Annotated in this window: 21 protein-coding genes and 1 riboswitch; of the genes, 12 read left to right on the forward strand and 9 right to left on the reverse strand. The window is 65.7% G+C overall.

Going from position 1 to position 25,485, the window contains the following annotated elements:
- Positions 1-292: 292 nt before the first annotated feature.
- The 6 genes from BUS12_RS32110 to fliF all read right to left on the reverse strand — a co-directional run bounded on the left by BUS12_RS32110 (position 293) and on the right by fliF (position 7,474).
- On the reverse strand, positions 293-1,849 hold the full coding sequence (locus BUS12_RS32110; protein WP_074301331.1) for a flagellar hook-length control protein FliK: 1,557 nt from the start codon (positions 1,847-1,849) through the stop codon (positions 293-295).
- Between the two features lie 90 nt (positions 1,850-1,939).
- Complete coding sequence (gene fliJ, locus BUS12_RS32115; RefSeq protein WP_074301332.1) at positions 1,940-2,389, reverse strand: flagellar export protein FliJ; 450 nt, start codon at positions 2,387-2,389, stop codon at positions 1,940-1,942.
- Positions 2,390-2,391: 2 nt separating this feature from the next.
- Entirely contained in the window at positions 2,392-4,038 is a 1,647-nt protein-coding gene (fliI, locus tag BUS12_RS32120) for a flagellar protein export ATPase FliI (RefSeq protein WP_074301333.1), read from the reverse strand.
- The gene (gene fliH / locus BUS12_RS32125) at positions 4,032-4,715 is read right to left on the reverse strand and encodes a flagellar assembly protein FliH (protein ID WP_083640698.1); all 684 of its coding nucleotides are present in this window, start codon (positions 4,713-4,715) and stop codon (positions 4,032-4,034) included. The genes fliI and fliH overlap by 7 nt, the downstream gene beginning before the upstream one ends.
- Complete coding sequence (gene fliG / locus BUS12_RS32130) at positions 4,702-5,697, reverse strand: flagellar motor switch protein FliG (protein ID WP_074301335.1); 996 nt, start codon at positions 5,695-5,697, stop codon at positions 4,702-4,704. Before fliG ends, fliH begins: the two co-directional genes overlap by 14 nt.
- Entirely contained in the window at positions 5,687-7,474 is a 1,788-nt protein-coding gene (gene fliF, locus BUS12_RS32135; RefSeq protein WP_074301336.1) for a flagellar basal-body MS-ring/collar protein FliF, read from the reverse strand. Before fliF ends, fliG begins: the two co-directional genes overlap by 11 nt.
- A gap of 266 nt (positions 7,475-7,740) precedes the next feature.
- On the opposite strand from fliF, the gene fliE reads away from it, so the two are divergent.
- From fliE to BUS12_RS32160, 5 genes are all read left to right on the forward strand, one after another.
- The gene (gene fliE / locus BUS12_RS32140; protein WP_074301337.1) at positions 7,741-8,076 is read left to right on the forward strand and encodes a flagellar hook-basal body complex protein FliE; all 336 of its coding nucleotides are present in this window, start codon (positions 7,741-7,743) and stop codon (positions 8,074-8,076) included.
- A 242-nt stretch (positions 8,077-8,318) separates the two neighbouring features.
- A complete protein-coding gene (gene fliS, locus BUS12_RS32145) occupies positions 8,319-8,762 on the forward strand; it encodes a flagellar export chaperone FliS (protein ID WP_074301338.1) in 444 nt (147 codons plus the stop codon).
- A complete protein-coding gene (locus BUS12_RS32150) occupies positions 8,759-9,085 on the forward strand; it encodes a flagellar protein FliT (protein ID WP_074301339.1) in 327 nt (108 codons plus the stop codon). The genes fliS and BUS12_RS32150 overlap by 4 nt, the downstream gene beginning before the upstream one ends.
- 72 nt (positions 9,086-9,157) lie before the next feature.
- Positions 9,158-10,738 (forward strand): flagellar hook-length control protein FliK, encoded by a 1,581-nt coding sequence (locus BUS12_RS32155; RefSeq protein WP_074301340.1) that lies wholly within the window; start codon positions 9,158-9,160, stop codon positions 10,736-10,738.
- Complete coding sequence (locus tag BUS12_RS32160) at positions 10,738-11,058, forward strand: EscU/YscU/HrcU family type III secretion system export apparatus switch protein (protein WP_074301341.1); 321 nt, start codon at positions 10,738-10,740, stop codon at positions 11,056-11,058. The genes BUS12_RS32155 and BUS12_RS32160 overlap by 1 nt, the downstream gene beginning before the upstream one ends.
- Before the next feature lie 73 nt (positions 11,059-11,131).
- Here BUS12_RS32160 and BUS12_RS32165 read toward each other — a convergent pair whose 3' ends face one another.
- Both BUS12_RS32165 and BUS12_RS32170 read right to left on the reverse strand, forming a co-directional pair.
- On the reverse strand, positions 11,132-12,550 hold the full coding sequence (locus BUS12_RS32165; protein ID WP_074301342.1) for a coniferyl aldehyde dehydrogenase: 1,419 nt from the start codon (positions 12,548-12,550) through the stop codon (positions 11,132-11,134).
- 123 nt (positions 12,551-12,673) lie between these two features.
- Positions 12,674-14,353, reverse strand: coding sequence for an isovaleryl-CoA dehydrogenase (locus tag BUS12_RS32170; RefSeq protein WP_074301343.1), 1,680 nt, complete (start codon positions 14,351-14,353; stop codon positions 12,674-12,676).
- 329 nt (positions 14,354-14,682) lie between these two features.
- Here BUS12_RS32170 and BUS12_RS32175 point away from each other — a divergent pair, with 329 nt between their 5' ends.
- Together BUS12_RS32175 and BUS12_RS32180 are read left to right on the forward strand one after the other, a co-directional pair.
- The gene (locus tag BUS12_RS32175) at positions 14,683-16,323 is read left to right on the forward strand and encodes a GMC family oxidoreductase (RefSeq protein WP_074301344.1); all 1,641 of its coding nucleotides are present in this window, start codon (positions 14,683-14,685) and stop codon (positions 16,321-16,323) included.
- 419 nt (positions 16,324-16,742) lie between these two features.
- Complete coding sequence (locus BUS12_RS32180; RefSeq protein ID WP_074301345.1) at positions 16,743-18,473, forward strand: OmpA family protein; 1,731 nt, start codon at positions 16,743-16,745, stop codon at positions 18,471-18,473.
- 16 nt (positions 18,474-18,489) lie between these two features.
- On the opposite strand, the gene BUS12_RS32185 is transcribed toward BUS12_RS32180, so the two are convergent.
- A complete protein-coding gene (locus tag BUS12_RS32185; RefSeq protein ID WP_074301346.1) occupies positions 18,490-19,467 on the reverse strand; it encodes a LysR family transcriptional regulator in 978 nt (325 codons plus the stop codon).
- 231 nt (positions 19,468-19,698) lie between these two features.
- Here BUS12_RS32185 and BUS12_RS32190 point away from each other — a divergent pair, with 231 nt between their 5' ends.
- From BUS12_RS32190 to BUS12_RS32210, 5 genes are all read left to right on the forward strand, one after another.
- A complete protein-coding gene (locus BUS12_RS32190) occupies positions 19,699-20,472 on the forward strand; it encodes a glycosyltransferase family 2 protein (RefSeq protein WP_074301347.1) in 774 nt (257 codons plus the stop codon).
- 120 nt (positions 20,473-20,592) lie between these two features.
- Positions 20,593-20,728, forward strand: a riboswitch (S-adenosyl-L-homocysteine riboswitch).
- Between the two features lie 33 nt (positions 20,729-20,761).
- Positions 20,762-22,183: an adenosylhomocysteinase gene (gene ahcY / locus BUS12_RS32195; protein ID WP_074301348.1), complete on the forward strand. Its 1,422-nt coding sequence runs from the start codon at positions 20,762-20,764 to the stop codon at positions 22,181-22,183.
- Positions 22,184-22,358: 175 nt separating this feature from the next.
- Complete coding sequence (locus BUS12_RS32200) at positions 22,359-22,712, forward strand: phage holin family protein (protein ID WP_074301349.1); 354 nt, start codon at positions 22,359-22,361, stop codon at positions 22,710-22,712.
- Between the two features lie 33 nt (positions 22,713-22,745).
- Positions 22,746-23,588: a methylenetetrahydrofolate reductase [NAD(P)H] gene (metF, locus tag BUS12_RS32205; RefSeq protein WP_074301350.1), complete on the forward strand. Its 843-nt coding sequence runs from the start codon at positions 22,746-22,748 to the stop codon at positions 23,586-23,588.
- 221 nt (positions 23,589-23,809) lie between these two features.
- Positions 23,810-25,453, forward strand: coding sequence for an ABC transporter substrate-binding protein (locus BUS12_RS32210; RefSeq protein ID WP_074301351.1), 1,644 nt, complete (start codon positions 23,810-23,812; stop codon positions 25,451-25,453).
- The last annotated feature ends 32 nt before the right edge of the window (positions 25,454-25,485 follow it).

The raw sequence follows: 25,485 nt of genomic DNA on the forward strand, positions 1-25,485 counted from the left end.
TGTCGGGGCGAACCTGACCGCCGCGCACTTGTGCGCGGGCGGGATGAATGACTGCTGTGTCACAGACGAGTGCGGAGCGAGAGAGGGTCTCGTGTTGGGCCGTTCCCCGTAGCAGTCCTAGATGGCTCACTAAACGCTAGCGGTGTGAGCCCGCTTTCTTTGCTTACTTTCTTTGCGGCGGCAAAGAAAGTAAGTGCTGCCCCGCACAGGGGCGACGCCAATAGACCACTAAAAAATCAAGGAAAGGCCAACACCCCAAGAACACCACCAAAGCGCCGGCAAGGCAAAAAAATCAGGCAAACGTATCCACCAACCCAACAGAGCGCCGAACAGCAACATTAGCAACAGAAGCATCGCCATCGGAATCCCCGCCGGAGGCAACTCCATCACCAGAAGAAGAGCCTTTGCCAGACCCACCAGACGACTGCCCCTGCTGCCCAGCCTGCTTGGCAAAGCCATCACTGACACTAGCACTCCCCAACCCAATCCCATTCTGCTCCATCGCTTCCCGCAGCTTCGGCAGCGCCGCCTCCACCGCCTCCCGCACCTGCGGATGCTGCGAAACAAACAGCGCATGCGCATGGTTATCCGCCACCTGCAACACCACCTGCAACGGCCCAAGATCCTTCGGATTCAGCGTCAACTCCGCACTCTGCTGATGCGCGTTCGACAGGAACACCACCTTCTGCCCCAACGCATCCTCCCAGTCCGACGTGCCCACCGTCGGCGCCAACGTGCTCGCCGCCGCCGCGGCCGCCGCCGGATTGGCTCCCGCCGTCGCCGTCGTCGCACTCGATGCGCTCGCCGCCGCCTGGCTCGCCGCAAGCGCCGCGTTCGCCGCGTCCGCCGTGCTCTTCAAGCTCGACAAGCTGTCCTGCGTATTCGTCGTGGCCGTCGCCTCCAACGCGTCAGCCGCATTCTTCGCCACCGTGTCCGCATTGCTCGCGCTCGCGGCCGCCGTCTGCTCCATCTTGTCGCCCAGCTTGCCCTTCGCATCGCCCAGCATCGAACCGCTCGCCTGGCTCTTGCCGTTCGTCGACGCATGCAGCGACAGCCCCATGTCGCCGCTCGATCCCGTCGTGCCCGTCGCACTGGTTGCATTGCCGACATTCGCCGCCTGCGCCGGTACCGCGCCCTGCGCTCCGCTGAGCGCGGCAAGCGCCGCCTGCAACGCATCGCTGACCGACTTCGCGTCCCCCGATCCCACGTGCTTGCCGTGATGCGTACCGTCCGCCGTCGTCGCACTGCCCGCTGCGCCCGGCTGGTCGGTCGTGGTATCGGTCAGTGCATTGGTAGCATCGGTGGTCGTCTGGCCGTTCGCGCCGTTGGCGTTCGCCTGAGCCTGAAGCTGGGCCTGCGCCTGCAATTGCGCCACCACCGACGCCGTTGCCGCCGAGGTCGTCGCGTTGCCCGAACTGTTGCTGCCTTGCTGCGACGTCGAGCTATTGCCGTTCGCGGCGCTCTGTTGCGTGTTGCCCGAAGCCGAAGCCGAATTCGTGCTGCCGCCATTGCTGTTGGCGTTGCCGCTGCTGTTAGTGCTGCTCTGGCTGTTGCTGGCGCTGCTCGTGCTGCTCGAACTCTGGCTGTCCGACGGCGCGGGCGTCGGTGTGGGCGCCGGCGCGCTCGCAGCCGACGACGGCGCCGGAGAGGGGGCAGGCGCCGGTGTGGGCGTCGGGGCCGGCGCGCTCTGCACACTGCTGCTCGCGCTTTGCGACGCGTCGTTCTGCGAGTCGATGCTCTGCTGCAAGGTCTGCGAGAACGGCTGGCTATTCACGATGTCCACCGGCGAACTCGTCTGCGAGTTGTCCGACGAGCCGAACAGTGAACTGATATACGAAAGTGGCGACATGGCTGATCCTGTCTATCCGGTGGACCCGGTCAAATTCCGCTCGGCGCCGGTCAGGCGCTCATACGGTCATGGGTCGGGCAAGCGCGCGGGTTACACACCCTCGGCGCGCATCCTGAGAATTCGTGCGGCATGTTCGTCGGCGTCGCGCTGTTCGCGCCGCGCCATCTGCTGGGCTTCCGCTGCGTCGCCGCGGGCCTGCAGGACTTCATACGAGCCTAGCTTCTGTTTGTGACGCTGCCATTCCGGTTTCGCCGCTTCAACACGCGTGTAGGCCGCCTGCAACAGCTTGCGCTGCTGTTCGATGGCGGCGTCGAGCGTGTCGATGAAGGCCTGGAAGTTACGCATGTTGCCGGCCGGCATGCCCGACTGCGCGGTGGCGTTGAAGCGGGCGTGGTACTCGTCGCGGTAGCGCACCAGCGCGTCGAGCTGCGCCTGCACTTCGCTCGCCTCGCGCTGCGCGCGGCCAAGGCGTTGCGCGGCGGCGTCCACATCGTCCTGGGCGAGGCCGATAAGCGTCTTGATCGGAAAGTGTTTCGCCATCGTCAGCCTCCTTGGGCAAACAGGGCATCGAGTCTTTGCAGACTCGCTTCGAACTCCGCGCACTCGCGGAACCCTTGCTGCAAAAACGCCTCGATGCGCGGATACAGCGCAATCGCGCGGTCGAGTAACTGGTCGCGGCCGCTCGAATACGCGCCCACGTTGATCAGGTCGCGGTTGCGCTGGTAACGCGACAGCATCTGCTTGAAGAGACGTGTCTTCTCGAGGTGCGGCTCGTCGATCAGCGATGTCATCGCGCGGCTGATCGATGCTTCGATGTCGATCGCCGGATAGTGGCCGGCCTCCGCCAGCGAGCGCGACAGCACGATATGGCCGTCGAGAATCGCACGCGCCGAATCGGCAATCGGATCCTGCTGGTCGTCGCCTTCGGTCAATACAGTGTAGAACGCCGTAATCGAACCGCCGCCCGCCGGGCCGTTGCCGGTACGCTCGACGAGCGCCGGCAGCTTGGCGAATACCGATGGCGGATAACCCTTGGTGGCCGGCGGTTCGCCCACCGCCAGCGCGATCTCGCGCTGCGCCATCGCATAGCGGGTCAGCGAATCCATCAGCAGCAGCACATGTTTGCCCTGATCGCGGAAATATTCGGCGAGCGAGGTCGAGTAGGCCGCGGCCTGCATCCGCAGGAGCGGCGAGACATCCGCAGGCGCCGCGACCACGACCGAGCGCGCGAGGCCGTCCTCGCCGAGAATCTGTTCGATGAATTCCTTCACTTCGCGGCCGCGCTCGCCGATCAGGCCGATCACGATCACCTCGGCGCTGGTGTAGCGCGCCATCGTGCCGAGCAGCACCGATTTACCGACGCCCGAGCCCGCGAAGAGCCCCATGCGCTGGCCGCGGCCCACGGTGAGGAGCGCGTTGATCGCGCGCACGCCGACGTCGAGCACCTTATGAATCGGCTCGCGGTTCAGCGGATTGATGGTCGGGGCGGACAGCGGCGCATCCGCTTTGGCGCCGAGCGGTCCGAGCCCGTCGAGCGGCCGGCCCGACGCGTCGAGTACCCGGCCGAGCAACTCCCAGCCCACCGGCAGGCGCTTGGCGCCCGCCATCGGATCGGCGATCGGCGCGCTTTCCAGCGGATAGACGCGCGCACCGGGCAACAGGCCGATTACTTCGGTGGTCGGCATCAGGAACAGCTTGTCGCCGGCGAAGCCCACCACTTCGGCTTCCGCCATCGGCAGCGAGCTGCCCTGCGGCAGTTCGATCATCACTTCGGCGCCGACCGAGAGGCGCAGGCCGACCGCTTCGAGCACGAGGCCCGCGGCGCGCGTGAGGCGTCCGCAAGCGCGCATCGGCCGGGCGATCGCGTTACGGGCGCGCAGCCCATCCAGATGCGCGCGCCATGCGTTCATGTGCGGGTTGTTGGCGAGCGCCGGGTTCGGCGCCGGACGGGCCGCGGCGCTTGCGTCCGCTGCTGCCGGTGTGGCGTCGCGGCTTGCGGCCGCGAAGGCGCTGGTTGAATGACCGTGTCGCGGATCGTGCGGGGCGGCCGTGCGCGAAGCCGCTTTCGGACGCTGCGCGTCCTGCGGTTCGGTCGGCAGCGCCTGAGCGCCGAACGATGCCAGCGCCAGCTCCTGTTCGAGCGGCGTCAGATCGCTGGCGCGGATCTCCGCGATGGTCGGCTTTACCATGTGCTCGCCTTGCCGAGGGCGGCGGCAACCCGCTCCCAGCGTGTGTCGATGCCGGCATCCACTTCGCCGGTGCCGGCGTGGGCGCGGCAACCGCCGCGTTCGACCGCCGGGTCGGTGCGCACAGACCAGCCGCGCGCCTGCAGTTCTTCCATCAGATACGCTTCGACCACCGGCAGGTCGGCCGGGCTCACCACCAGGTGCGGCGCGCCGGTCAGCGCCGGTTCGGCCGCCAGCACTTCGCGGGCGGCGGCGATCAGCGCGGCCGGGTCGTGCTGCACGTGCTGGCGCACCACCTGCTGCGCGATGTCCAGCGCAAGCGCCACCAGCATTTCCGAAATTTCGTGTTGCGCGCCGTCGAGTGCAACCTTGAAGGTTTCCGCCAGCGCGGCGAGGCGCGCGGCTTCTTCGCGCGCTTCGTTCTGCCCCTGGGTGAAGCCTTGCGCGTGCCCTTGATCGTAGCCGGCCTGGTAGCCGAGCGCCTGGCCGGCCACATGACCGGAGGCGACGCCCTGGGCGTGCGCGGCATCGCGCAGGCGTTGCAGTTCGGCTTCGAATGCGCCGTCGTCGACCGCCTCCTGGGGCGGCGCCGGCGGCACCGGGTCGAACGAGGCCATCTCCCAGCGCTGGTAGGCCGAGAGGCTCCCCTTGCGCGTGGGATCCTGATCAGACATATGCATCTTCCGCCTTGCCGCCTATCGCGATCTGGCCGCTTTCTGCCAGGTTGCGCACGATCTGCAAAATGCGGCGTTGCTGCGTTTCCACTTCGGAGACGCGTACCGGGCCGCGCGCATCGAGGTCTTCGGCGAGCAGTTCGGCCGCACGCTGCGACATGTTCGAGAGGAACTTCTGCCGCAGCGCGGGCGGCGCGCCCTTCAGCGAAATGATCAGCGCTTCGGACTCGACTTCCTTCAGCAGCAACTGGATCGCGCGGTCTTCCAGGTCCAGCAGGTTCTCGAACACGAACATCTGATCGACGATCTTCTGCGCGAGTTCCGCGTCGTACTGGCGGACGTTTTCGAGCACGCCTTCTTCGTGGTTGCTCGACATGAAGTTGAGAATTTCCGCGGCCGTGCGGATGCCGCCCATCGGGCTGCGCTTGAGGTTGTCGCTGCCGGACAGGAGACCGGTCAGCACGTCGTCCAGTTCGCGCAGCGCGGCCGGCTGGATGCCGTCGAGCGTGGCGATACGCAGCAGCACGTCGTTGCGCAGCCGCTCGGTGAAGCAGGCGACGATTTCCGACGCCTGGTCGCGGTCCAGGTGAACGAGGATGGTCGCGATGATCTGCGGGTGCTCGTTCTTGATCAGCTCGGCCACCGCGGCGGAATCCATCCACTTCAGGCCTTCGATCCCGCTCGTATCGCTGCCCTGCAGGATCCGGTCGATGATCGCGCCGGCCTTGTCGTCGCCGAGCGCCTTGGTCAGCACCGAACGGATGTAGTCGCTCGAATCGAGCGACAGGGCCGTGTGCTGCTCGGCCTCGCGCACGAACTCGTGCAGCACCTCGTCGACCTGCTCACGCGTCACGTTCTTCAGCGCGGCCATCGCCACGCCGATCTTCTGGACCTCGCGCGGCCCGAGAAACTTGAATACCTGCGCCGCTTCTTCCTCGCCGATCGACATCAGCAGGAGTGCGCTTTTCACTACGCCTTCAGCGCTCATCGGACACCCAGCTCTTAACGACAGTTGCAACGATCTTCGGATCCTGGCGCGCGATGTTGCGTGCGTATTCCAGGTTCCGCTCGAATTTGTGTTTATCGCTTTCCAGCGCCATCAGCTCGGACTCGCCGTCGTCCTCGCGGGCCGCGCTGCCGCTGCGCTCGGCTGCCGGCAGGCCGTCGAGCAGGATCGGCTCGTCCGGCGAGGGCAGGGCGGCGGCAGCCGGGGCCGGCGGCGGGAAGGCGCGGCGCAGCGCCGGCTTGACCATCACGAAGTACAGGAACAGGGCGACCGCGCCGATGCCCAGGTACGTGGCGATCTGCTTGGCCAGCGCGATCATGTCCGGCGTGCGCCACCACGGCAGATTCGCGTTCGGGTCGACGTCGGCGGTGAAGGCGCTGTTGACCACGTTCACCGAGTCGCCGCGCTCGGCGCTATAGCCCATCGCATCCTTCACGAGCTGGGTGACCTGGGCGTTCATCTCCGGCGTCATCGGCTGCATGGTCGCGTGACCCTTCGCATCCACGACGCGCATGTAGTTCACCACCACCGCCACCGAAAGACGCTTGATGCCGCCCATCGATTGCTGGACGTGACGCACGGTCTTGTCGAGCTCGTAGTTGGTGGTGGCGTCCTTGCGGTCGCTCACCGGCGTGGTGGTCGCGCCGCTCGCGCCGTTCGGCGCGTTGACCGGCGCCGAGGCCGGTTGCGGCGGCTGGTTCGACAGCGCGCCCGGCACGCCCGAGGCGCCGCCTTGCGACAGCTCCGTGTCGGTGCTGGTCTGCTGGCTGCGAATGGCTGCCTGTTGCGGATTGCCGTTCGGGCCGTAGTTTTCCGAGGTCTGTTCGGACTGCGAGAAATCGATGTCGGCGCTCACCTGCGAGTGCGCATTGCCGCCGCCGAACAAGGGCGCGAGGATCGCGTCGATGCGCTGCTGCGTATTGTGTTCGACCTGCTGCACGTATTTGAGCTGGGTGGCGTCGAGTCCTGCGCCCGAGGGCGGCTGGGTCAGCAGGTTGCCGTCCTGGTCGACGATCGTCACGCCGTGTGCCGGCATGTCCGGTACCGCCGACGCCACCATATGGGTGATCGCGTTCACCTGGCCTTCGTCGAGCATGCGGCCCGGATACAGGTTCACCAGCACTGCGGCGGACGGCGTCTCATGGTCGCGCACGAACACCGAGGGCTTCGGGATCGCCAGATGCACGCGCGCTGTCTTGACGGCGTTGACCGATTCGATGGTGCGTTCGAGCTCACCTTCCAGTGCACGCTGGTAATTGACCTGCTCGGCGAACTGGCTGATGCCGAATTTCTCGTTGTCCATCAGTTCGAAGCCGACCGAGCCGCTCTTCGGCAGGCCCTGGGAGGCGAGGCGCAGGCGCATTTCGTGCACCTGCTCGGCCGGCACCAGAATCGCGCCGCCGCCGTCGGAGAACTTGTAGGGAATATTGGCTTGCTGCAGCGCGGTGATGATCGAGCCGCCATCCTGATCGGACAGGTTGCTGTACAGCACCTTGTAGTCAGGGGCGCGCGACCATAGCCACAGGCCGACCACCACGGCCAGCAGCACGGCGACCGCGAAGATCAGCGGTGCGCGCGGGTTGCCGCGCATCTGCGTCAAACCTGATAGGCGCTGCGTAAAGTTGCCGCCGAGACCCCCACCGCCGAGGTCCGCGGCGCCGCCGGCCTGGCCGGCGCCGGCGGCGCCGCCAGGCGCTTGCGCGCCGGCGAGGCCCATACGGGCGTCGGGGTTGATCAACGAGTTGGCTGACGAATCCATGCGTCGGGTATCTCCGGGATGCCTGGGGTCCTGCCGCCTGCCGCCACACCGGGGTCGGCGGGCGCACGGACAGAGACTTTCACCATGGGAATTATGCGCAGCCACGGACAACCCGATTGCTCGAATAGAGCAGGGTTTCCCCCCTAGTTTCGGGCCTTTCGAAATAAGGCCGCTGATATTCTCTCGCTCAGATCGGCAGGGGTTGCTGCGGCAGCCATCGCTGCGGCAGCCGCCGCTGCGCCGCTCTACCTTCCTCTGGAGAGAACATGACAATGCCCGTGAACGCGCTTTCGTCGGCGCTGCAGCAAATGCAGGCGATGGCCGCGCAGGCCGCCGGCGGCACTGAACCGGCGGTGGATCAGGCTGGTGCGGCGAGCTCGAGCGGTTTTGCGTCGGCGCTCAAGGCGTCGCTCGACAAGATCAGCGACGACCAGAACACCGCGGCCGGCGAGGCGAAGGCGTTCGAAGTCGGCGCCTCCAACGTGTCGCTGAACGACGTGATGATCGACGGGCAGAAGGCTAACCTGGGCTTCCAGTTCGGCCTGCAGGTGCGCAACAAGCTGGTTTCGGCCTACAACGACATCATGCAGATGTCGGTCTGAAGCGATGGCCGGCACGGGTGCGCGGTGCGCGGGCGGGGGCCCGCGGCCGGGACCCGGCGCGCCGCCAGCCTGCAAGCCGCAATGCCGATTTTTACGCAAATTCGCCTTAAACCTCCTTACAGCGGCCTAAAGCTTTTCGGTTGCCCATCCGATAACCCAAGTAGAGGCAGGAGTCCGAGCGCGACGACGCGTCCGGTGAGACGTCTCATACTTTCCGAATCCGCAGTAAAGGAGGAGCGCCGATGTTTTCCCCAGGACACGCTGGAGCCAACGCATACGCACGTGTCGGCGTCGAGACAGGGGTGATGGGTGCGAATCCTCATCGTCTGGTCGTCATGCTCTATCAGGGCGCCCGCCAGGCCATCGCCCAGGCACGCATGCACCTGCAGCAAGGTGGCGTGGCGGCCGTGGCCGCACGCGGGGAGGCGATCAGCAAGGCGATCCGGATTATCGAAAGCGGGCTGCAGGCATCGCTCAACGTCGAAGCAGGCGGTGAGATTGGAGAACGTCTGAACGCGCTGTATAGCTATATGGCGCGTCGTCTGTTCGAAGCCAACGTAAAGCAGAGCGAGGCGATGCTGGTCGAGGTCGACCGCCTGCTGGCCACGCTCGAAGAAGCGTGGATCGGGATTGCCCCGGAGATCGCGCGGATGGCGGTACAGCCGTCCGCGGAAAGTATGAGATGACTTCGAACGCAGAATATTTTGCCCGCTACGAGGCGATCGCAGCGATTTCCGCACGCATGCTGATAGCAGCCCGTCGCGCCCTGTGGAACGATCTGGTGCCGTTACAGGAAGAGTACCGGCACCTCGTCGATGCGTTGAAAGACGCGGAAACCGGGGTGAAGCTCGACGAGTTGGAGCGCGCGCGCAAATTCGACCTGATCCGCCGGATTCTGGCGGACGACGCGGCGATCCGCGATCTCGCCAACCCGCGCATGGCGAACCTGTCGGCGCTGTTTGCCGGCCGGCCGGCCCGGGTGCTCAAGGAATTGTACGGAGCCCGCTGAGCTTTTTTGACTGCGATAAATTGACTGCGTTAGCCGCGCGCAGTTGAAGGTAGTAAATCCAAAGGAACCGGCATGAACGGAATCGACACGGCCATCGCTTCGCTGCTTGCGAGCCGGGTCGACAGTCTGCTCAATATCGCTCCCGGCGCGCCGTCCACCGCGCAAGCGGGGGCGTCCGCGCTGAACGTCGACACCCCCGTTACGCCCGGCGCGCCCGAGGTGCCGACGCCACCGCCGGCTTCCGCGCAGACCGCCTTGTCGGCGGTGGCGCTGACGCTCAATGCGATTGCGCTCTCCGGTGGCGACGTCACGCCGGCCATTCTCGGCCAGTTGCCCATCTGGCCCGCCGCACCGGCGCTCGACGTCGAGATGGCTGAACTCCCTCTGTTCGATTCGGCAGGTGGCCAGGCTGCGGAGGCGGGCAATGCCGCCCTCGCAGGCAATCCGAACGCCGCGAACGCCGCGAATGCGACGGGCACCTCAGGCACAGCCAATCCCACCAGCGCGACAGGCACGGGCGCCACGGCGGCCACCAGCGTGGCCGCGTCGCCGGTGCCGGTAGCCGCCTTGGCCGCCGCGCTCGAGCAGACCGTGGCAGGCAGCGGCCTGTTCTACGAGGCGCATCTGGCGCAGTGGCTCGCCGGCCAGTTCTCGCCGGCCGATCTCGCCAACGAACCGCAAAACCGCGTCCTCGATCCCGCCGCGCAGTTGCCGCTCGACTGGGCGGCCGATGCCGATGCGGGCGCGCAGCCGGGCTCGGCGTCGGCCTCAGCCTCGGCGCAGCAGGGCCGCGCCGGCAACACGCAGACCGCGAGCGGCGCCGAAGGGAACAGCGCGGCCCGCCCGATGACGTCGATCCTCTCGCCCCAGGCCGCGCGCTTCGCCGCCGGGGAAGTGCTGGCGAATTCCTTGTCCGATCTGTCCGCCCAGCCCGAACGCTCCGCTTTGCATGCGGCCGTCACCCAGACGAGCGATACGCCGAGCCAGGCGACCCAATCGGTTGCCGCGGCGATCAATGCCGCGACGGTTCCGCTGGTGCGCCAGCAACTCGACATGCTCGCCACGGGCCAGTTTCGCTGGACCGGCGAAGCGTGGCCCGGCGCGAAACTCGACTGGACCATTCAGCAGGAGGGCGACGAGTGGGAGCGCGGTGGTGGAGGGGCCGGCGCGGAGGAGGACTATCCGTGGCGTACGCGGCTCACGCTGTCGTTGCCGATGCTCGGCACCGTCGATACCGAACTGACGCTCACCGGCAACCGGCTGTCCGCGCGGGTGCTCGCCAGTCCACTCGGCGCGGCGCGGCTCGTGGAGCAAAGCGAAAGTTTCAAGCAGCGCCTCGCCGCCGCCGGGATTGAATTGAGCGGTCTGTCGATTCGCGAGGTGGGCGGGGCGGCACCGGCGGGTTCGTCGAACGCGGCTGCTGCGGCCGCGGCTCAGGCCGCAGCCTCGGCTTATGCGCGTACGGCACCGGCCGACGACGCGCCGGCGGACACGCCGCGCCGCGGTTTCCGTACGGAGCGCGCCGAGCGCACGGAACGTCCCACGCGTCCGGAGCGTGCCGACCCGCCGACGCGTCCGTCACGCCCAGGCCGCCCGGACCGTGCCCAATGGCCGACCACGACGCCGGACACCGATTTCGACTGGGACATGTGATGAGCCGCACGCATCGCAAGAGCGCCGCCGCGCTCGTCTACGACGCCCAGAACAGCGACCTCGCGCCGCGCGTGATCGCAAAGGGCTACGGCCTGCTCGCGGAAATGATCATCCAGCGCGCCAAAGAGGCGGGCCTGTATGTGCACGAGGCGCCTGAGATGGTCTCGCTGCTGATGCAGGTGGACCTGGATGCGCGCATTCCGCCGCAGCTCTATCAGGCGGTGGCCGAGCTGCTTGCGTGGCTGCACCGGCTGGAAAGCGGCGCGGCGGACGAGCCGCCGTCGAGCGCGCTCGAGCCGATCGAACCGATCGGGCGGTGAACGCCGGCCAGGCCAGGCATCGGGTGCGGGCGGCCTGAACGGGCCCGAGCCCGCGTCGCCGCCTGTTTCAATCCTAGAACCGCAGCATCAGTTTGAGCAGCGCGTTGACGCGCTTGCCATACGGCGGCGAGATCAGCCCCCGCGCGTTCCAGCGCGCCTGGGTGAGTACCGGCTTCATCTTCGAGAAGGTCGCGAAGCCTTCATAGCCGTGATACGCGCCCATCCCGCTGGCGCCGACGCCGCCGAACGGCAGGCTCTCGCAAGCCAGATGCATCAGCGTTTCGTTGACCGCCATGCCGCCCGAGATGGTCTCCTGCTCGACACGCCGGATGGTCGCCGCATCGTCGTCGTACAGATACAGGGCGAGCGGACGCGGCCGGGCGTTGATCCATGCGATGGCGTCGTCGAGCGTGTCGTACGGTACGATCGGCAGCAGCGGCCCGAAAATCTCCTCCTGCATGAGCGCGGTCTCGTCGGCCGCGTTGGTCACGGCGATCAGCGGAAAGCGCCGCGTCGCGGCATCGGCGCCGCCGTCGGCGAGCGGATGGAGTTGCGCGCCGGCCGCTTGCGCCTCGTCGACGAGGCGCTGCAGCCGCGCGAAATGACGCTCGGAAATGATCGACGTGTAGTCGCGATTGCGCGCGAAATCCGGATACATCGCCGTCATGCGCGCGCGGGCCCGTTCGATGAAGGCCTGCTCCTTGCCGCGCGGCACCAGCACGTAATCGGGCGCGATGCAGGTTTGCCCGGCGTTCAGCGTTTTGCCGGCGACGAGGTTGTCCACCGCGTTGTCGAAGCGCGCATGCGGGCCGACGATGGCGGGCGATTTGCCGCCCAGCTCGAGCGTGACGGGCGTCAGATGCTCGGCGGCCGCGCGCATCACTTCATGGCCCACCTTGGTCGAGCCGGTGAACAGCAGATGATCGAACGGCTGCGCGCTGAAGGCGGCGGCGAGCGCGGCGTCGCCGTTGACCACGGTGACGTGGTCGCGCGAGAAAGTCTGCGCGATCAGTTGTTCGAACAGCGCCGAGGTGCGCGGCGTCAGTTCCGACATCTTGATGATGGCGCGGTTGCCGGCCGTGAGGGCGCTCACCAGCGGACCGCCGGCGAGCAGGATCGGATAGTTCCACGGCACGATGATGCCGACCACGCCGAGCGGTTGCGGGATCACCTTGGCGCGCGCCGGCAACAGCCACTTGTTGGTGCTGCGCCGCTCGGATTTCATCCAGCGCTTGCCGTGCCTGAGCGCGCCGTCGATTTCCCCTTTCAGGACGAGGAATTCCGCGAGCAGGATTTCTTCCTTGGCGCGGTTGCCGAAGTCCGCGTTCATGGCGTCGGCGAGCGCGTCGCGGTTGTCGCGCAGCATCGCGCTCAAGGCCTTCAGATGCGCGGCGCGGGTCTCCCATGACGGATACGGCGCGCGCAGATACGCCTGGCGTTGTTCGCGCAGCAGCGCTTCGAGCGCGGCAATCTCCGGCAGATCGTTCTTCATGTCCACTCCCTTGATGGTTGTCGATGCGCGGTGGGCCGCGCTTATTGGCTTGCTGATGCGGATGGGCGATGCGGATGGGCGATGCGGTTGGCAAACCGGCGAGGTGCAGGCCAGTGCGGTGCATCAAGCCGGAAAGGCCCGCTCGATAATCGCCGCGTGATCGAACGTGGCCGGCAGCGTGCCGTACACGCGCCCGCTCTCGCCGCAGCCGTCGGCGAGGCGCGTCGCGATGAACGCATCGGCCACCGCCGTCGGCGCGTAGCGCACGAGCAGCGTCGCCTGAGCAGTCAGCACGATCTGCTGCGCGATCCGCCGCGCGGACGCTTCGCGGGTTTCCGGCGCCGCCTTGAGCGTCGCGGCGAGGCGCTCGAGCGCGGCCGTTAGCGCGGGATGCCCCTGCGCATCCGCACGCCACGCGGCGAACAGCGCCTGCGCGGCATCGGCTTCGCGTTCCATGGCGCGCAACACGTCGAGGCACATCACGTTGCCCGAGCCTTCCCAGATCGAATTGACCGGCGCCTCGCGATAAAAGCGCGCCATCGGCCCTTCTTCGACGTAGCCGTTGCCGCCCCATACCTCCATCGCTTCGCCGGTGAATTCGAGTGTCCGCTTGCATACCCAGTACTTCGCGGCCGGCGTGACGATGCGTCGCCAGGCGCGTTCTTCGGGTGCGCTCGCGGCATCTTCGAACGCCCGGGCAAGGCGCATGAACAACACGGTCGCCGCTTCGGATTCCAGCGCGAGGTCGGCCAGCACGTTGCGCATCAGCGGCTGCTCGGCCAGATGCCGGCCGAACGCGCTGCGATGCCGCGCATGGTGGATCGCCTGCACGAGCGCGGCACGCATCAAGGCGGCGCTGCCGATCACGCAATCGAGCCGCGTGTAGTTGGCCATTTCGATGATGGTCGGCACGCCCCGTCCTTCCTCGCCGATCAGGATGCCGAACGCGTCGAGAAATTCGACTTCGCTGCTCGCGTTCGAGCGATTGCCGAGCTTGTCTTTCAGACGCTGGATCTGCACGGCGTTCTTGCTGCCGTCCGGTGCGAAACGCGGCACGAAGAAACAGGACAGGCCCTCGTGATCGCCGGTGCGGGCGAGCACCAGATGGGCGTCGCATTGCGGCGCGGAAAAGAACCACTTGTGGCCGACCAGCCGGTACTCGCCGCCGCGCCCGCCGCCGGCGCTTCCCGTGGCGTAAGCGCGGGTCTGATTGCTGCGTACGTCCGAGCCGCCCTGTTTCTCGGTCATGCCCATGCCGATCATCGCCGAGGTTTTTTGCGCGAGCGGCAGGTCGCGCGGATCGTGTTCGCGTGCGTAGAGCTTGTCGCGCAGCGTCTCGAACAGCGCGGGTTCGCGCTGCAGCACCGGAATGCTGGCGAAGGTCATGGTGAGCGGGCACAGCGAACCGGACTCGAGTTGCGCGTGCAGGAAGTAGCCGGCACAGCGCGCGGCCATCGCGCCGCGTTGCGGATCGGAGAACGGCAACGCGTGCAGTCCTTCGCGCCGCAGCAAGGACAGCAGACTGTGCCAGGCCGGATGAAATTCCAGTGCGTCGATGCGCTCGCCGCGCGGGCTGTACGTGAACAGTTCCGGGGTATGGCGGTTCGCCAGATCGGCGAGCGCGAGCGTCTCCGGTGTGGTCAGCGCCGCGCCGTGGCGCAGCAGCGCCTCGCGATGCCACGCGGCGCCGTCGCGCTCGAGGGCGGCGGCGAGGGCGGCATCGCTGGCAAACAGGTTGTAATTCGCCAGTGGCGGAACCTGATTGGTGACGTCGTGGGTTGTTCCGGGGCCATGCCGTTCCATCTGCTGTCTCCGTTCGCCGGATCTGCGCCGGGGGCCGATCGGCGGCGCTGTTTTATCGGGGTCTGCCGTGCCGCGTGTCCGTTAGACAGCGCGTGCGATGCTGCGTTTGAATGTCATGCCGGGAGGCGTTGCGTAGCCTCTACAAGGGGGAAGCCGCCCCCAAGTTCACCTTTCATCATAGGGGCGCGATGCGGGTTTCGTTTAGAGTGATCGCTCTGGCGCGGACCCGCCACGCGGTCACAACGCTCCCTACAATGCGCAGGAAACACACGTAGACAAGTGTGCACGAGACAGGGCGCGCGCCATGCGGCCCGAATCAGGAGGAGCGCATGCAATACGACTACATCATCGTAGGTGCGGGATCCGGCGGCTGTTCGCTGGCGGGCCGTCTCGCGGACGCCTGTCCCGACGCCACGATCGCGCTAATCGAAGCCGGGCCGCACACGGAGCGCAATCTGTTCGTCAACATGCCGGTCGGCGTGGCGGTGGTCGTGCCGAACAAACTCAAGACGAATTACGGCTACGAGACCACGCCGCAGCCGGCGCTGGCGGGCCGGCGCGGTTATCAGCCGCGCGGACGCGGCTTCGGCGGCTCCAGCGCGATCAATGCGATGGTCTACACGCGCGGCCATCCGCTCGATTACGACGAGTGGGCGCAACTCGGCTGCCAGGGCTGGGCCTGGTCGGACGTCCTGCCGTATTTTCGCCGTGCCGAAGGCAACGAACGCGGCGCGGATGCGTGGCACGGCGGCGACGGTCCACTGACCGTCAGCGATCTGCGCTTTCGCAATCCGTTCTCGCAGCGTTTTGTGCAGGCGGCGCTCGAAGCGGGCCACCGCGCCAACGCCGATTTCAACGGTGAGGACCAGGAAGGGGTCGGTTTCTATCAGGTCACGCAGCGCGACGGACGGCGTTGCAGCGTCGCGAAGGCGTATATCTACGGCCACAACCGCCCCAATCTTCACACCCTGGCCGACGCCACGGTGCTGCGCGTGACCTTCGACGGCAAGCGCGCGAGCGGCGTCGAGATCGTGCGCCGCGGCCGTACCGAAACGCTCGAAGCGCGTGCCGAGGTGGTGCTCGCGGCGGGCGCATTCAATACGCCGCAGTTGCTGATGTGCTCGGGCATCGGACCGGCCGCGCACCTGCAATCGTTCGGCGTGCCGGTGATTCACGACGCGCCGCAGGTCGGCCAGAACCTGATCGACCATATCGATTTCACGATCAACAAGCGGGTGGCGTCGATCGAGCCGACCGGTTTTTCGCTGCGCGGTATTGCGCGGATGGCGCCGCAATTCGCCACCTTCATGCGCCACGGCACCGGCATGCTGTCGAGCAACGTCGCGGAGGCGGGCGGCTTCCTGAAGAGCCGGCCCACGCTCGACCGGCCGGATCTGCAATTGCACTTCTGCGCGGCCCTCGTCGACGATCACAACCGCCACATGCATTGGGGGCACGGCTATTCGCTGCATGTCTGCGTGCTGCGGCCGCATAGCCGCGGCACGGTGACGCTCGCCAGCGCGGACATGCGGCAAGCGCCGGTGATCGATCCACGTTTCCTGAGCGATTCGCGCGATCTGGACCTGCTGCTGGAGGGCGCGCATATCGCCCGGCGGATTCTCGATGCGCCTTCGCTGGCAGTGTGCGGCGGCAAGGAGTTGTACACGCATGCGGGCCAGAGCCGCGAGGCGTTGCGCGAGACCATTGCGCAGCATGCCGACACGATCTATCACCCGGTCGCGACCTGCCGGATGGGCAGCGATCCTGCCTCGGTGGTCGATCCGCAGTTGCGGGTGCGCGGCGTGACGGGGCTGCGGATCGTCGATGCCTCCGTGATGCCGACGCTGATCGGCGGCAACACGAATGCGCCGACCGTGATGATCGGCGAGCGGGCAGCGGAGTTCATCGCCGCGACGCGCCGCGCGGGAGCGTCGGCGCAGGTGGGGGCGGCGGTGGGGGCGCATGCGTGACCGCTCGATGGCGTGGTGACGTGCTGGCGCATGTCACTGCCATTACGCGCAACGGCGAGTTTGATATACGACAGGATGAATGGAATAAAGCACGGGCTATTTGACTCATGGCGGCCCGTGTCCAGTCTTTTAATCTGCTTTATCGGACTATCCGAATGACGCGCCTGAATAATCGAAAATTAATCTGACAGATTAATCTGTCGCGTTTGTCTGAATCTTCTCCTCATTCCTAGGTAAGTCTCCCGGTAAGCCGGGGCGAAATGCCCGAACTCCGGCGGTCCTCCACGGGTATTTGAGGGCTATTCCTGATTTATGTAATTAATCTTCCCGATCCATTTTTGAGATTTTCACGCCCCTATACTCTCGCGGCGAAAAAGAGCGTGTCAGGTGGCGCGTTCACTCACTCAAGGAACGAGTCGATGAGTATTAATGTCATTCAACTGATTCAGTTCGCGCTGTCGGACAGCGTGGTGCGGCAACTCTCCGCGCGCTTCGGCCTGCCGGGGCAGTCAACCGAGAAAGTCATCAGCGCAGCCGCGCCGGCACTGGTCGCCGCATTGATGCAAAAGGGCGCCACGCTGGAAGGCACGCGCGCGCTGTTCAGCACGATCATGGCGCCGGAAGTCAACGCGCATATCGGCGAACAACTGCCGCAACTGCTTGCCACCACGGCGGGTTTGAGCCAGCTCGAAGGGATGGGCCGGCAACTGCTGGAACGTGTGACGGATCGCCGGATCGACGGCCTGAGCGACACGGTCGCCGCGCAAACCGGCGTGCCGGCACAGTCAACGCACGCACTGACGGGCATTGTCGGCGCGACCCCGTTTGGCGTTCTGAAGCGCCATTTCCTCGACGCCCAGGGCGGCGCCGGACAATTGCCGACGATGCTCGGCCATCAGTTGCCGTCAATTGCGCCGTACCTGAACGACGGCCTGCTGTCGGCGCTGGGTCTGGGCGGCGTCGCGGCATTCATGGGCAACATCCTGTCGCAACTGAAAGCGGTCTCCGCGCATATCGAACATCCGGCTGCACCGGCCACGCCGGCTGCGCAGCCGGCGCCGTCCGTCCAGCCGGCGCCGCGCGTGCCGGTCGACGCCGTGTTGCGTGAAGAACGGCGCTCCCATCGCTGGTTATGGTGGCTGCTGGCCGCGATTGCCGCGGTGCTGGCGTTCCTGTTCCTGCGCGGCTGCAATCATGAGCAGACGGCGGACGTCGCGGCTCCGGCGCAGCAAGAGGCGTCCGCGCCCGCAGCGGTAGCCGCTTCCGCACCGGCCGTCGCGGCGAGCGAGGTTGCGGCTTCGGCGGTCGCCGCGAGCGCCGTTGAGGCGCAACAGCCGGCCGCCGCTCCGGCGCCTACCAAAGACAGCCAGTTGACCTTCAAGGTCGATCCGGCCGGCAAGCCGACGCTCAACGCCACCGTCGGCAGCGAAGCCGAAAAGGCCGCGTTGCTCGACGCGCTGACGAAGAAGTTCGGCGCCGATCGCTTCGTCGCGAACGTCACCGTCGATCCGGACACCAGGCCGGCCGACTGGCTCTCGCATATCGACGCCTTGCTGCCGCTGCTGGCCCTGCCGGGCGCGGAAGTGAAGGTGGACGGCGCGCGCATCGAACTGAGCGGCGCGGCGGCGAACGCCAAGCTTGGCTGGCTCGACCGCCTGAAGGCGCTGTTCGGCGCGTCGTACCAGATCGGCTCGTTCAACGTGGACCAGGCTGTGGCCGACGCGACGCAGACGTTCCGCAGCGCCGTCAAGGGTCTGCTTGCCCCGGATAGCTCGTGCGCCGTGGCCGATGTCGTCAAGGTGCTGAATCTGCAGGTCGTCAACTTCGCGAGCGCAAGCGCCCACGTGCCGGCCTCGGCTGTCGACGATCTGCGCCAGTCGGGTCAGGTGCTGATGGCCTGCTCGCATAACGGCAAGGCGGCGAAGCTCGAGGTGGCGGGGTATTCGGATAACGTCGGCGGGGCGCAAGCGAATCTGCAACTGTCGAAGAAGCGCGCCGAGTCGGTTCGGGCGTTCCTCATCAGGACCGGCGTGCCGGCTGACTCGTTGACCGCGCAAGGCTATGGCGATGCGCGTCCGGTGGCGAGCAACGACACGGCGAGCGGCCGCTTTGCGAACCGCCGCATCGAGTTCGTCGAGGCTCAGCAGTAAGCGTAAGCCGCGCTACTCAAACCCGGCCGGCGCCGTCCCCCGTCGACGCAACGCCGGCCGGCGCGGCGCCGGTAATACCGATGTCGGGCCAGTGCATCAGGTCGTCGCCGGTCTGCGCCCGCAACGTCTCACGCGCCACCTCGAGCCACGCCCGCGCGGCGTGGGAGAGGTAGCCGTTGCGCCGCCAGCCGATCGCCATTTCCCACGGAATCTCGGGTTCGACGACCGGCCGGCAGGTGAACTGCGTCGCGTCCAGCCGCCGGCAATAGGGCGCGGGCAACAGCGCAATGCCAACGCCGGCCAGCACCAGCGCCGCCATGAAATCCCAGTGACCGCTGCGCCCGACGATGGTCGGCGCGAAGCCGGCCGCGCGACACGCGTTCTGCACCACGTCGTTAAGCGCGAGGCTCTCGCCATAGAACACGAACGGCTCGGCCGCGAGATCCGCGAGCGGCACCTGCTGCAGCGCGTCCCAGCGCGAACCGCGGCGCGCGACCAGCCAGAGCAACTGGTGTGTCATCGGCAGCACATCAATGTGTTCGGGGTCCACGGGCTGCAGCACACCGCCCAACTCCAGCTCGCCGTTGATCAGCGCCGTTTCGATGGCCCGCGAGCCCTGTTCGAACAGCTTCAGTTCGATCTTCGGATAGCGCTGGCGAAATTCGGCAATCGCGGGCGTGAACAGCGATCCGCCCATCGGCGGAATGCCGATGGTCAGCTCGCCGCGTCCGAGCGTGTCCAGATCGTTGAGCTCGGCCTGCAATTGCGCATGCGCGGCGAGCACGTCCTGGCCGCGCTGATAGACGATGCGCCCGGCGTCGGTGAGCACCATCTGGCGGCCGTCTCGCAGCAACAGCGGCGAGCCGATCTCGTCTTCCAGCGACTTCACCATCTTGCTGATGGTGGGCTGCGTGACGAACATCTGCTCGGCGGCCACGGTAAAGCTCTGCTGGCGCACGACTTCGACGAAATAGCGGAGGGCACGAAGTTCCACGATCTCAGGCTCCGGAATTCCAATATGGAATGATTTTTACGATGATGAGTCATTATATTTATGTTGCGGCGCAGCCTAAGCACTTTTGTCGTATGTGACCTGGGGATTGTCACCAGCGCTTCACGCCTCCCGTCCGCCGACGCCACTGCCTTTTCAGGATGGTCTTTGAAAGCGCCGCGCTATCATGATCCCCCTCTCGTACCCGCGCTTTCGCGCCGTTCTCCCCATCCCATGTTGCCCGTTTCGATCGTCATTCCCTGCTACAACGCTGCCGCCACCCTCGCACGCACGCTCGATAGCTGCGTCATCCAGCCCGAGGCGGCGCAGATCGTCGTCGTGGATGACGGCTCGAGCGACGCTTCGATCGAGATCGTGCGCCGCTACGGCGAGCGCGACGCGCGCATCGGTCTGCTGCAGATGCCGGTGAACGGCGGCGCCGCGCGGGCGCGCAACTGGGCCGCGATGCATGCCACACAGCCGCTGCTGGCTTTCATCGACGCCGACGACGAATACTTCCCCGGCGCGCTTGCGGCCGCTAGCGGCTTTCTCGAACAGCATCCCGGCGAAGCCTCGATCCGGCTCGACGTCGAGTACGCGGGCTTTCCGGCGGAGATCGTCGGGCATCCGCAGTTCGACGCGCACGCTGCGACACTGAGCAATACGGTGCCGAGCAGCCTGATCATTCGCCGGCCGGTCTATGCGGCGCTAGGCGGCTTCCCGATGGACGCGTTTTTCCGCCGCAACGGCGGGGAAGACGGTGCGTTTTCGTGGGCCCTGCGCGAACTGTTCGGCAACCCGCGTCTCTCCGACGCCAAGCGGGTGCGCATGCACTACCACCCGCGCATCCATGCCGAGCGCTATTTCCGCATCTGCTTCGGCATGCAGGCGCCGGTTCAGGCGGATCTGGAAGAGTCGTTCCGGCTCTCCGGCCAGTTTCTCGAAGCGGCCAAGGCCGGCATCGCGCAATTGCGCACGCTGAACGCACCGGCCGCCGGGGCGGCCTAAACCCCCAAGAGGCGTCCAGGCGTCCTCAAAAAGCGCCCACGCACCCTCGCAAAGCGTTCAGGCCTCCTCGCAAGCCCCGCGTCACCCCGAGTTCATCTCGATTTGCTACAATCGCCGTTCGTCTTCGAGGAGCGTTGCGACGGGTACCGCGAATCTGCATTCGCTGGCCGCCCGCCAGGCTCGGAGGCTTTCAATCGGACGGCTTGAATGCGCGCAGCGCTTTTCAAGGCGCCCCATCGAACCGCGCTCACGTCAAATTTCTAGTCAATTTCTTAGAAAGGAGGGCGTGATGAACGCCGCAGTTATCGATTCCAAAAATTCCCAGGATTTCCTCGTTGCCGACCTGTCGCTTGCCGACTGGGGCCGCAAGGAACTGAACATCGCTGAAACCGAAATGCCGGGTCTCGTGCAAACGCGCGAAGAATACAAGGCGCGGCAGCCGTTGAAGGGCGCACGCATCGCCGGTTCGCTGCACATGACGATCCAGACCGGCGTGCTGATCGAGACGCTCACCGCGCTCGGCGCCGACGTCCGTTGGGCTTCGTGCAACATCTTCTCGACGCAGGATCACGCCGCTGCCGCGATCGCCAAGGCCGGCACGCCGGTGTTCGCGTTCAAGGGCGAATCGCTCGACGAATACTGGGAATTCTCGCACCGCATTTTCGAATGGCCGAACGGCGAATTCGCCAACATGATCCTCGACGATGGCGGTGACGCCACGTTGCTGCTGATCCTCGGCTCGAAGGCTGAGAAGGACCGCTCGGTCATCGCCAAGCCGACCAACGAGGAAGAAGTCGCGCTGTACAAGTCGATCGCATCGCACCTCGATGCAGACCCGACCTGGTACTCGACGCGTCTCGCGCACATCAAGGGCGTGACGGAAGAAACCACGACCGGCGTGCACCGTCTGTATCAGATGGAAAAGGAAGGGCGCCTGCCGTTCCCGGCCATCAACGTCAACGACTCGGTCACCAAGTCGAAGTTCGACAATCTGTATGGCTGCCGTGAGTCGCTCGTCGACGGTATCAAGCGCGCCACCGACGTGATGATCGCCGGCAAGATCGCCGTGGTCGCCGGTTACGGCGACGTGGGCAAGGGCTGCGCGCAATCGCTGCGCGGTCTGGGTGCGACGGTGTGGGTCACGGAAATCGATCCGATCTGCGCACTGCAGGCGGCGATGGAAGGCTACCGCGTCGTGACGATGGAATACGCCGCCGACAAGGCCGACATCTTCGTGACGGCCACCGGCAACTTCCACGTGATCGGCCACGACCACATGAAGGCGATGCGTCACAACGCGATCGTCTGCAACATCGGTCACTTCGATTCGGAAATCGACATTGCGTCGACCCGTCAGTACCAGTGGGACAACATCAAGCCGCAAGTCGACCACATCATTTTCCCGGACGGCAAGCGCGTGATCCTGCTGGCTGAAGGCCGCCTCGTGAACCTCGGTTGCGCAACGGGCCACCCGTCGTTCGTGATGTCGAACTCGTTCACGAACCAGACGCTCGCACAGATCGAACTGTTCACCGAAGGCTCGAAGTACGAGAACAAGGTGTACGTGCTGCCGAAGCATCTCGACGAGAAGGTTGCGCGCCTGCATCTGGCGCGCATCGGCGCGAACCTGACCGTGCTGTCGGACGAGCAGGCCGGCTACATCGGCGTCGACAAGAACGGTCCGTTCAAGCCGAACCACTACCGTTACTAAGCAAGACCAGCCCAGGCCGCCGCTGCGGCGTGCAACCCGCTGTCACCGCAGCGCGCGCCGCACGCCGCGGCGTCACGGCATGAGACAAAGGCGCTGCCTGTACGGCGAGCCGCCTTTGTTTCAGCGCCGGCCTGTTCCGCTCGATTCCGGACTTTCAGCCTAAAAGGAGCTTTACATGACCGTGCTGCTGACCTGGGTGATCAATGCGCTCGCACTCCTGATCATCACGTACCTGGTGCCGTCGATCCACATCCGCAGCTTCGGCACCGCGCTGATCGTTGCCGTGGTGCTCGGGTTGATCAACGCCGTGCTGCGCCCGGTGCTGATCCTGCTGACGCTGCCCGTTACGATCGTTACGCTCGGACTCTTCATTCTGGTCGTCAATGCGCTGTGCTTCTGGCTGTGCGCGTCGCTGCTGAAGGGCTTCGAAGTGTCCGGTTTCTGGTCGGCGTTCTTCGGCTCGATCCTGTACAGCATCGTTTCATGGCTGCTGTCCGCGCTCATCTTCGGCAATCGCAGTTTCGGCTGAGGTGAGCTTCATTTTTAGAAGGGCGATTGAGTCATGAATCCGCTCGAACTTTCATTCGAATTTTTCCCGCCCAAGACCGCGGACGGCGTCGAGAAGCTGCGCGCCACGCGCGCGCAACTCGCGCCGCTCAAGCCGAAATTCGTCTCTGTGACTTTCGGCGCCGGCGGCTCGACGCAGCAGGGCACGCTCGACACCGTGGTCGATATGGCGAAGGAAGGGCTGCAGGCGGCGCCGCACCTGTCGTGCATCGGCTCGTCGAAGGAAAGCCTGCGGGCGATCCTCAACGAGTACCGCTCGCATGGCATCCGCCATATCGTCGCGCTGCGCGGCGACCTGCCGTCCGGTATGGGCGAAGTGGGCGAACTGCGCTACGCGTCGGAACTGGTGAGCTTCATTCGCGCCGAGTTCGGCGACTGGTTCTGGATCGAGGTGGCAGGCTATCCGGAATACCATCCGCAGTCGCGCTCGCCGCGCCACGATCTGGAGAACTTCGCCCGCAAGGTGAAGGCCGGCGCCAATTCGGCCATCACGCAGTACTTCTTCAACGCGGATGCGTATTTCCGCTTTGTCGACGACGCGCGTAAGCTCGGCGTCGACGTGCCGATCGTGCCCGGCATCATGCCGATCACGAACTTCTCGCAGTTGATGCGCTTCTCCGAGATGTGCGGTGCGGAAGTGCCGCGCTGGGTGGCGCGCCGGCTGGAGAGCTTCGGCGACGACCGCGAAGCGATTCGCGCGTTCGGCCTGGATGTGGTTACGGACTTGTGCGGGCGTCTGGTCGATGCCCGCGTGCCGGGACTGCATTTCTATACGCTCAACAACGCAGCGGCCACCAAGTCGATCTGCGACCGGTTGGGCGGTTCACTGGCCGCGTAATCCGGCACCTGAGCGGGCGCATAAGACTTGTGTTTCACCCGCGCGGCCGGCTGGCCGCGCGGTTCATTTCCCCCACCGCTTCGCGCAAGGCGATTTGGTGCGCCGCCGCAGACGCGCTCGCTCCACCGCAAGGTCCGGAGAGTAGAAGCGTGTATTGAAGCTGAATATTGTGCTGTCTATGATCAAGGCGCAGCCGGTCCGGCTGCCGACCGGAGAACGTCATGACAGTGTCATCCATGCTGTTCGTAGTTCGCCAGTATTGCCTGCCCGCATTGACAACCCTGGCCGTCTCGACGGCATGCTTGACACCCGTCGCCGCCCCCGCTGCGACGCTGCCTGACAAGACCCTGGTGTTCTGCTCCGAAGGCAGCCCAGCCGGTTTCGACACCGCGCAGTACACCACCAGCGTCGAGTTCACCGCCGGCTCCTATACGGTCTACAACCGGCTGGTCGAGTTCGCCCACGGCAGCACCGACATCGAACCCGGGCTTGCCGAGAAGTGGGACGTTTCCCCGGATGGCCTGCAATACACGTTTCATCTGCGCCATGGGGTGAAGTTTCAGACCACCTCGTTCTTCAAGCCAACCCGCGAATTCAATGCGGACGACGCCGTGTTCACCTTCGAGCGCATGCTCGATCCGGATCAGCCGTTTCATAAGGCGTATCCGGTGCCGTTCCCGTACTTCAGCGATCTGGGGCTGGCGAAGAACATCGCGAAGATCGAGGCGCTCGACCCCTACACGGTGCGCTTCACGCTCAAGCAGGTGGATGCGCCGTTCCTGCAGCAGATCGCGATGCCGTTCGCGTCGATTCTGTCGGCGGAATACACCGATCAATTGCTGAAGGCCGGCAAGGCCTCCGACATCAATCTGTTCCCGGTCGGCACGGGGCCGTTCATCTTCCGCAGCTACACCAAGGACGACACCATCCGCTTCGACGGTAATCCGGACTACTGGAAACCGGACGTCGTGAAAGTGAGCAAGCTGATCTTCGCCATCACCGTCGACCCGGCCGTGCGGCTGCAAAAGCTGAAACGCGGCGAGTGCCAGGTGATGAGCTACCCGCGTCCTGCGGATATCGCGGCGGTCAAGGCCGACTCGTCGCTGGCGATGCCGAGCGAGGTGGGCTTCAATCTGGGCATCCTCGGCTACAACACGACCAAAAAGCCGCTCGATAACGTGCTGGTGCGCCGTGCGCTGGATATGTCGATCAACAAGAAGGCGATCATCGAGTCGGTGTACCAGGGCGCGGGCCAGATTGCCACCAATCCGATGCCGCCTACCCAGTGGGGCTACAACAAGAGCCTGAAAGACGCGCCCTACGACATCGACAAGGCCAAAGCGCTGCTGAAGGAAGCCGGTTATCCCGACGGCTTCGACCTGACGCTGTGGGCCATGCCGGTCCAGCGCCCCTACAATCCGAACGCGCGGCTAATGGCTGAAATGCTGCAGTCCGACTGGGCGAAGATCGGCGTGAAGGTGAATATCGTTACCTTCGAGTGGGGCGAGTACATCCGCCGCGCCCACGCCGGCGAACACGAGGCGATCCTGATTGGCTGGACCGGCGATTACGGCGACCCGGACAACTGGCTCGGCGTGTTGCTCGGCTGCGATTCGGTGAAGGGCAGCAACTTCTCGAAGTGGTGCTACAAACCCTTCGACGACCTGATCACTGCGGCGCGCAGTACCACCGACCTTGCCCAGCGCACCAAGGATTACATGGACGCTCAGGTGATCTTCAAGGACCAGGTGCCGTTCACGCCGATTGCCCACTCCACCGTTTATCAACCTATTTCAAAAGAGGTGACGGGCTTCAAGATCGACCCGTTCGGCCCGACGCAATTCCTCGGCGTGGGACTGAAATGAGCGGATATGGGTGCTTTTGCACCCGCTTTTAG

This window comes from Paraburkholderia phenazinium (assembly GCF_900142845.1).
Lineage (GTDB): Bacteria > Pseudomonadota > Gammaproteobacteria > Burkholderiales > Burkholderiaceae > Paraburkholderia > Paraburkholderia phenazinium_A.

Coding starts and splice junctions, on each gene's coding strand:
- BUS12_RS32175 (WP_074301344.1), top strand. CDS start 14,683: ATGCAATACGACTACATCATCGTAGGTGCGGGATCCGGCGGCTGTTCG.
- fliI (WP_074301333.1), bottom strand. CDS start 4,038: ATGGTAAAGCCGACCATCGCGGAGATCCGCGCCAGCGATCTGACGCCG.
- BUS12_RS32165 (WP_074301342.1), bottom strand. CDS start 12,550: ATGAAGAACGATCTGCCGGAGATTGCCGCGCTCGAAGCGCTGCTGCGC.
- BUS12_RS32150 (WP_074301339.1), top strand. CDS start 8,759: ATGACTTCGAACGCAGAATATTTTGCCCGCTACGAGGCGATCGCAGCG.
- BUS12_RS32190 (WP_074301347.1), top strand. CDS start 19,699: ATGTTGCCCGTTTCGATCGTCATTCCCTGCTACAACGCTGCCGCCACC.
- BUS12_RS32210 (WP_074301351.1), top strand. CDS start 23,810: ATGACAGTGTCATCCATGCTGTTCGTAGTTCGCCAGTATTGCCTGCCC.
- fliJ (WP_074301332.1), bottom strand. CDS start 2,389: ATGGCGAAACACTTTCCGATCAAGACGCTTATCGGCCTCGCCCAGGAC.
- BUS12_RS32155 (WP_074301340.1), top strand. CDS start 9,158: ATGAACGGAATCGACACGGCCATCGCTTCGCTGCTTGCGAGCCGGGTC.
- fliE (WP_074301337.1), top strand. CDS start 7,741: ATGACAATGCCCGTGAACGCGCTTTCGTCGGCGCTGCAGCAAATGCAG.
- fliG (WP_074301335.1), bottom strand. CDS start 5,697: ATGAGCGCTGAAGGCGTAGTGAAAAGCGCACTCCTGCTGATGTCGATC.
- metF (WP_074301350.1), top strand. CDS start 22,746: ATGAATCCGCTCGAACTTTCATTCGAATTTTTCCCGCCCAAGACCGCG.
- BUS12_RS32160 (WP_074301341.1), top strand. CDS start 10,738: ATGAGCCGCACGCATCGCAAGAGCGCCGCCGCGCTCGTCTACGACGCC.
- BUS12_RS32200 (WP_074301349.1), top strand. CDS start 22,359: ATGACCGTGCTGCTGACCTGGGTGATCAATGCGCTCGCACTCCTGATC.
- fliH (WP_083640698.1), bottom strand. CDS start 4,715: ATGCATATGTCTGATCAGGATCCCACGCGCAAGGGGAGCCTCTCGGCC.
- BUS12_RS32180 (WP_074301345.1), top strand. CDS start 16,743: ATGAGTATTAATGTCATTCAACTGATTCAGTTCGCGCTGTCGGACAGC.
- fliS (WP_074301338.1), top strand. CDS start 8,319: ATGTTTTCCCCAGGACACGCTGGAGCCAACGCATACGCACGTGTCGGC.
- BUS12_RS32110 (WP_074301331.1), bottom strand. CDS start 1,849: ATGTCGCCACTTTCGTATATCAGTTCACTGTTCGGCTCGTCGGACAAC.
- BUS12_RS32170 (WP_074301343.1), bottom strand. CDS start 14,353: ATGGAACGGCATGGCCCCGGAACAACCCACGACGTCACCAATCAGGTT.
- ahcY (WP_074301348.1), top strand. CDS start 20,762: ATGAACGCCGCAGTTATCGATTCCAAAAATTCCCAGGATTTCCTCGTT.
- fliF (WP_074301336.1), bottom strand. CDS start 7,474: ATGGATTCGTCAGCCAACTCGTTGATCAACCCCGACGCCCGTATGGGC.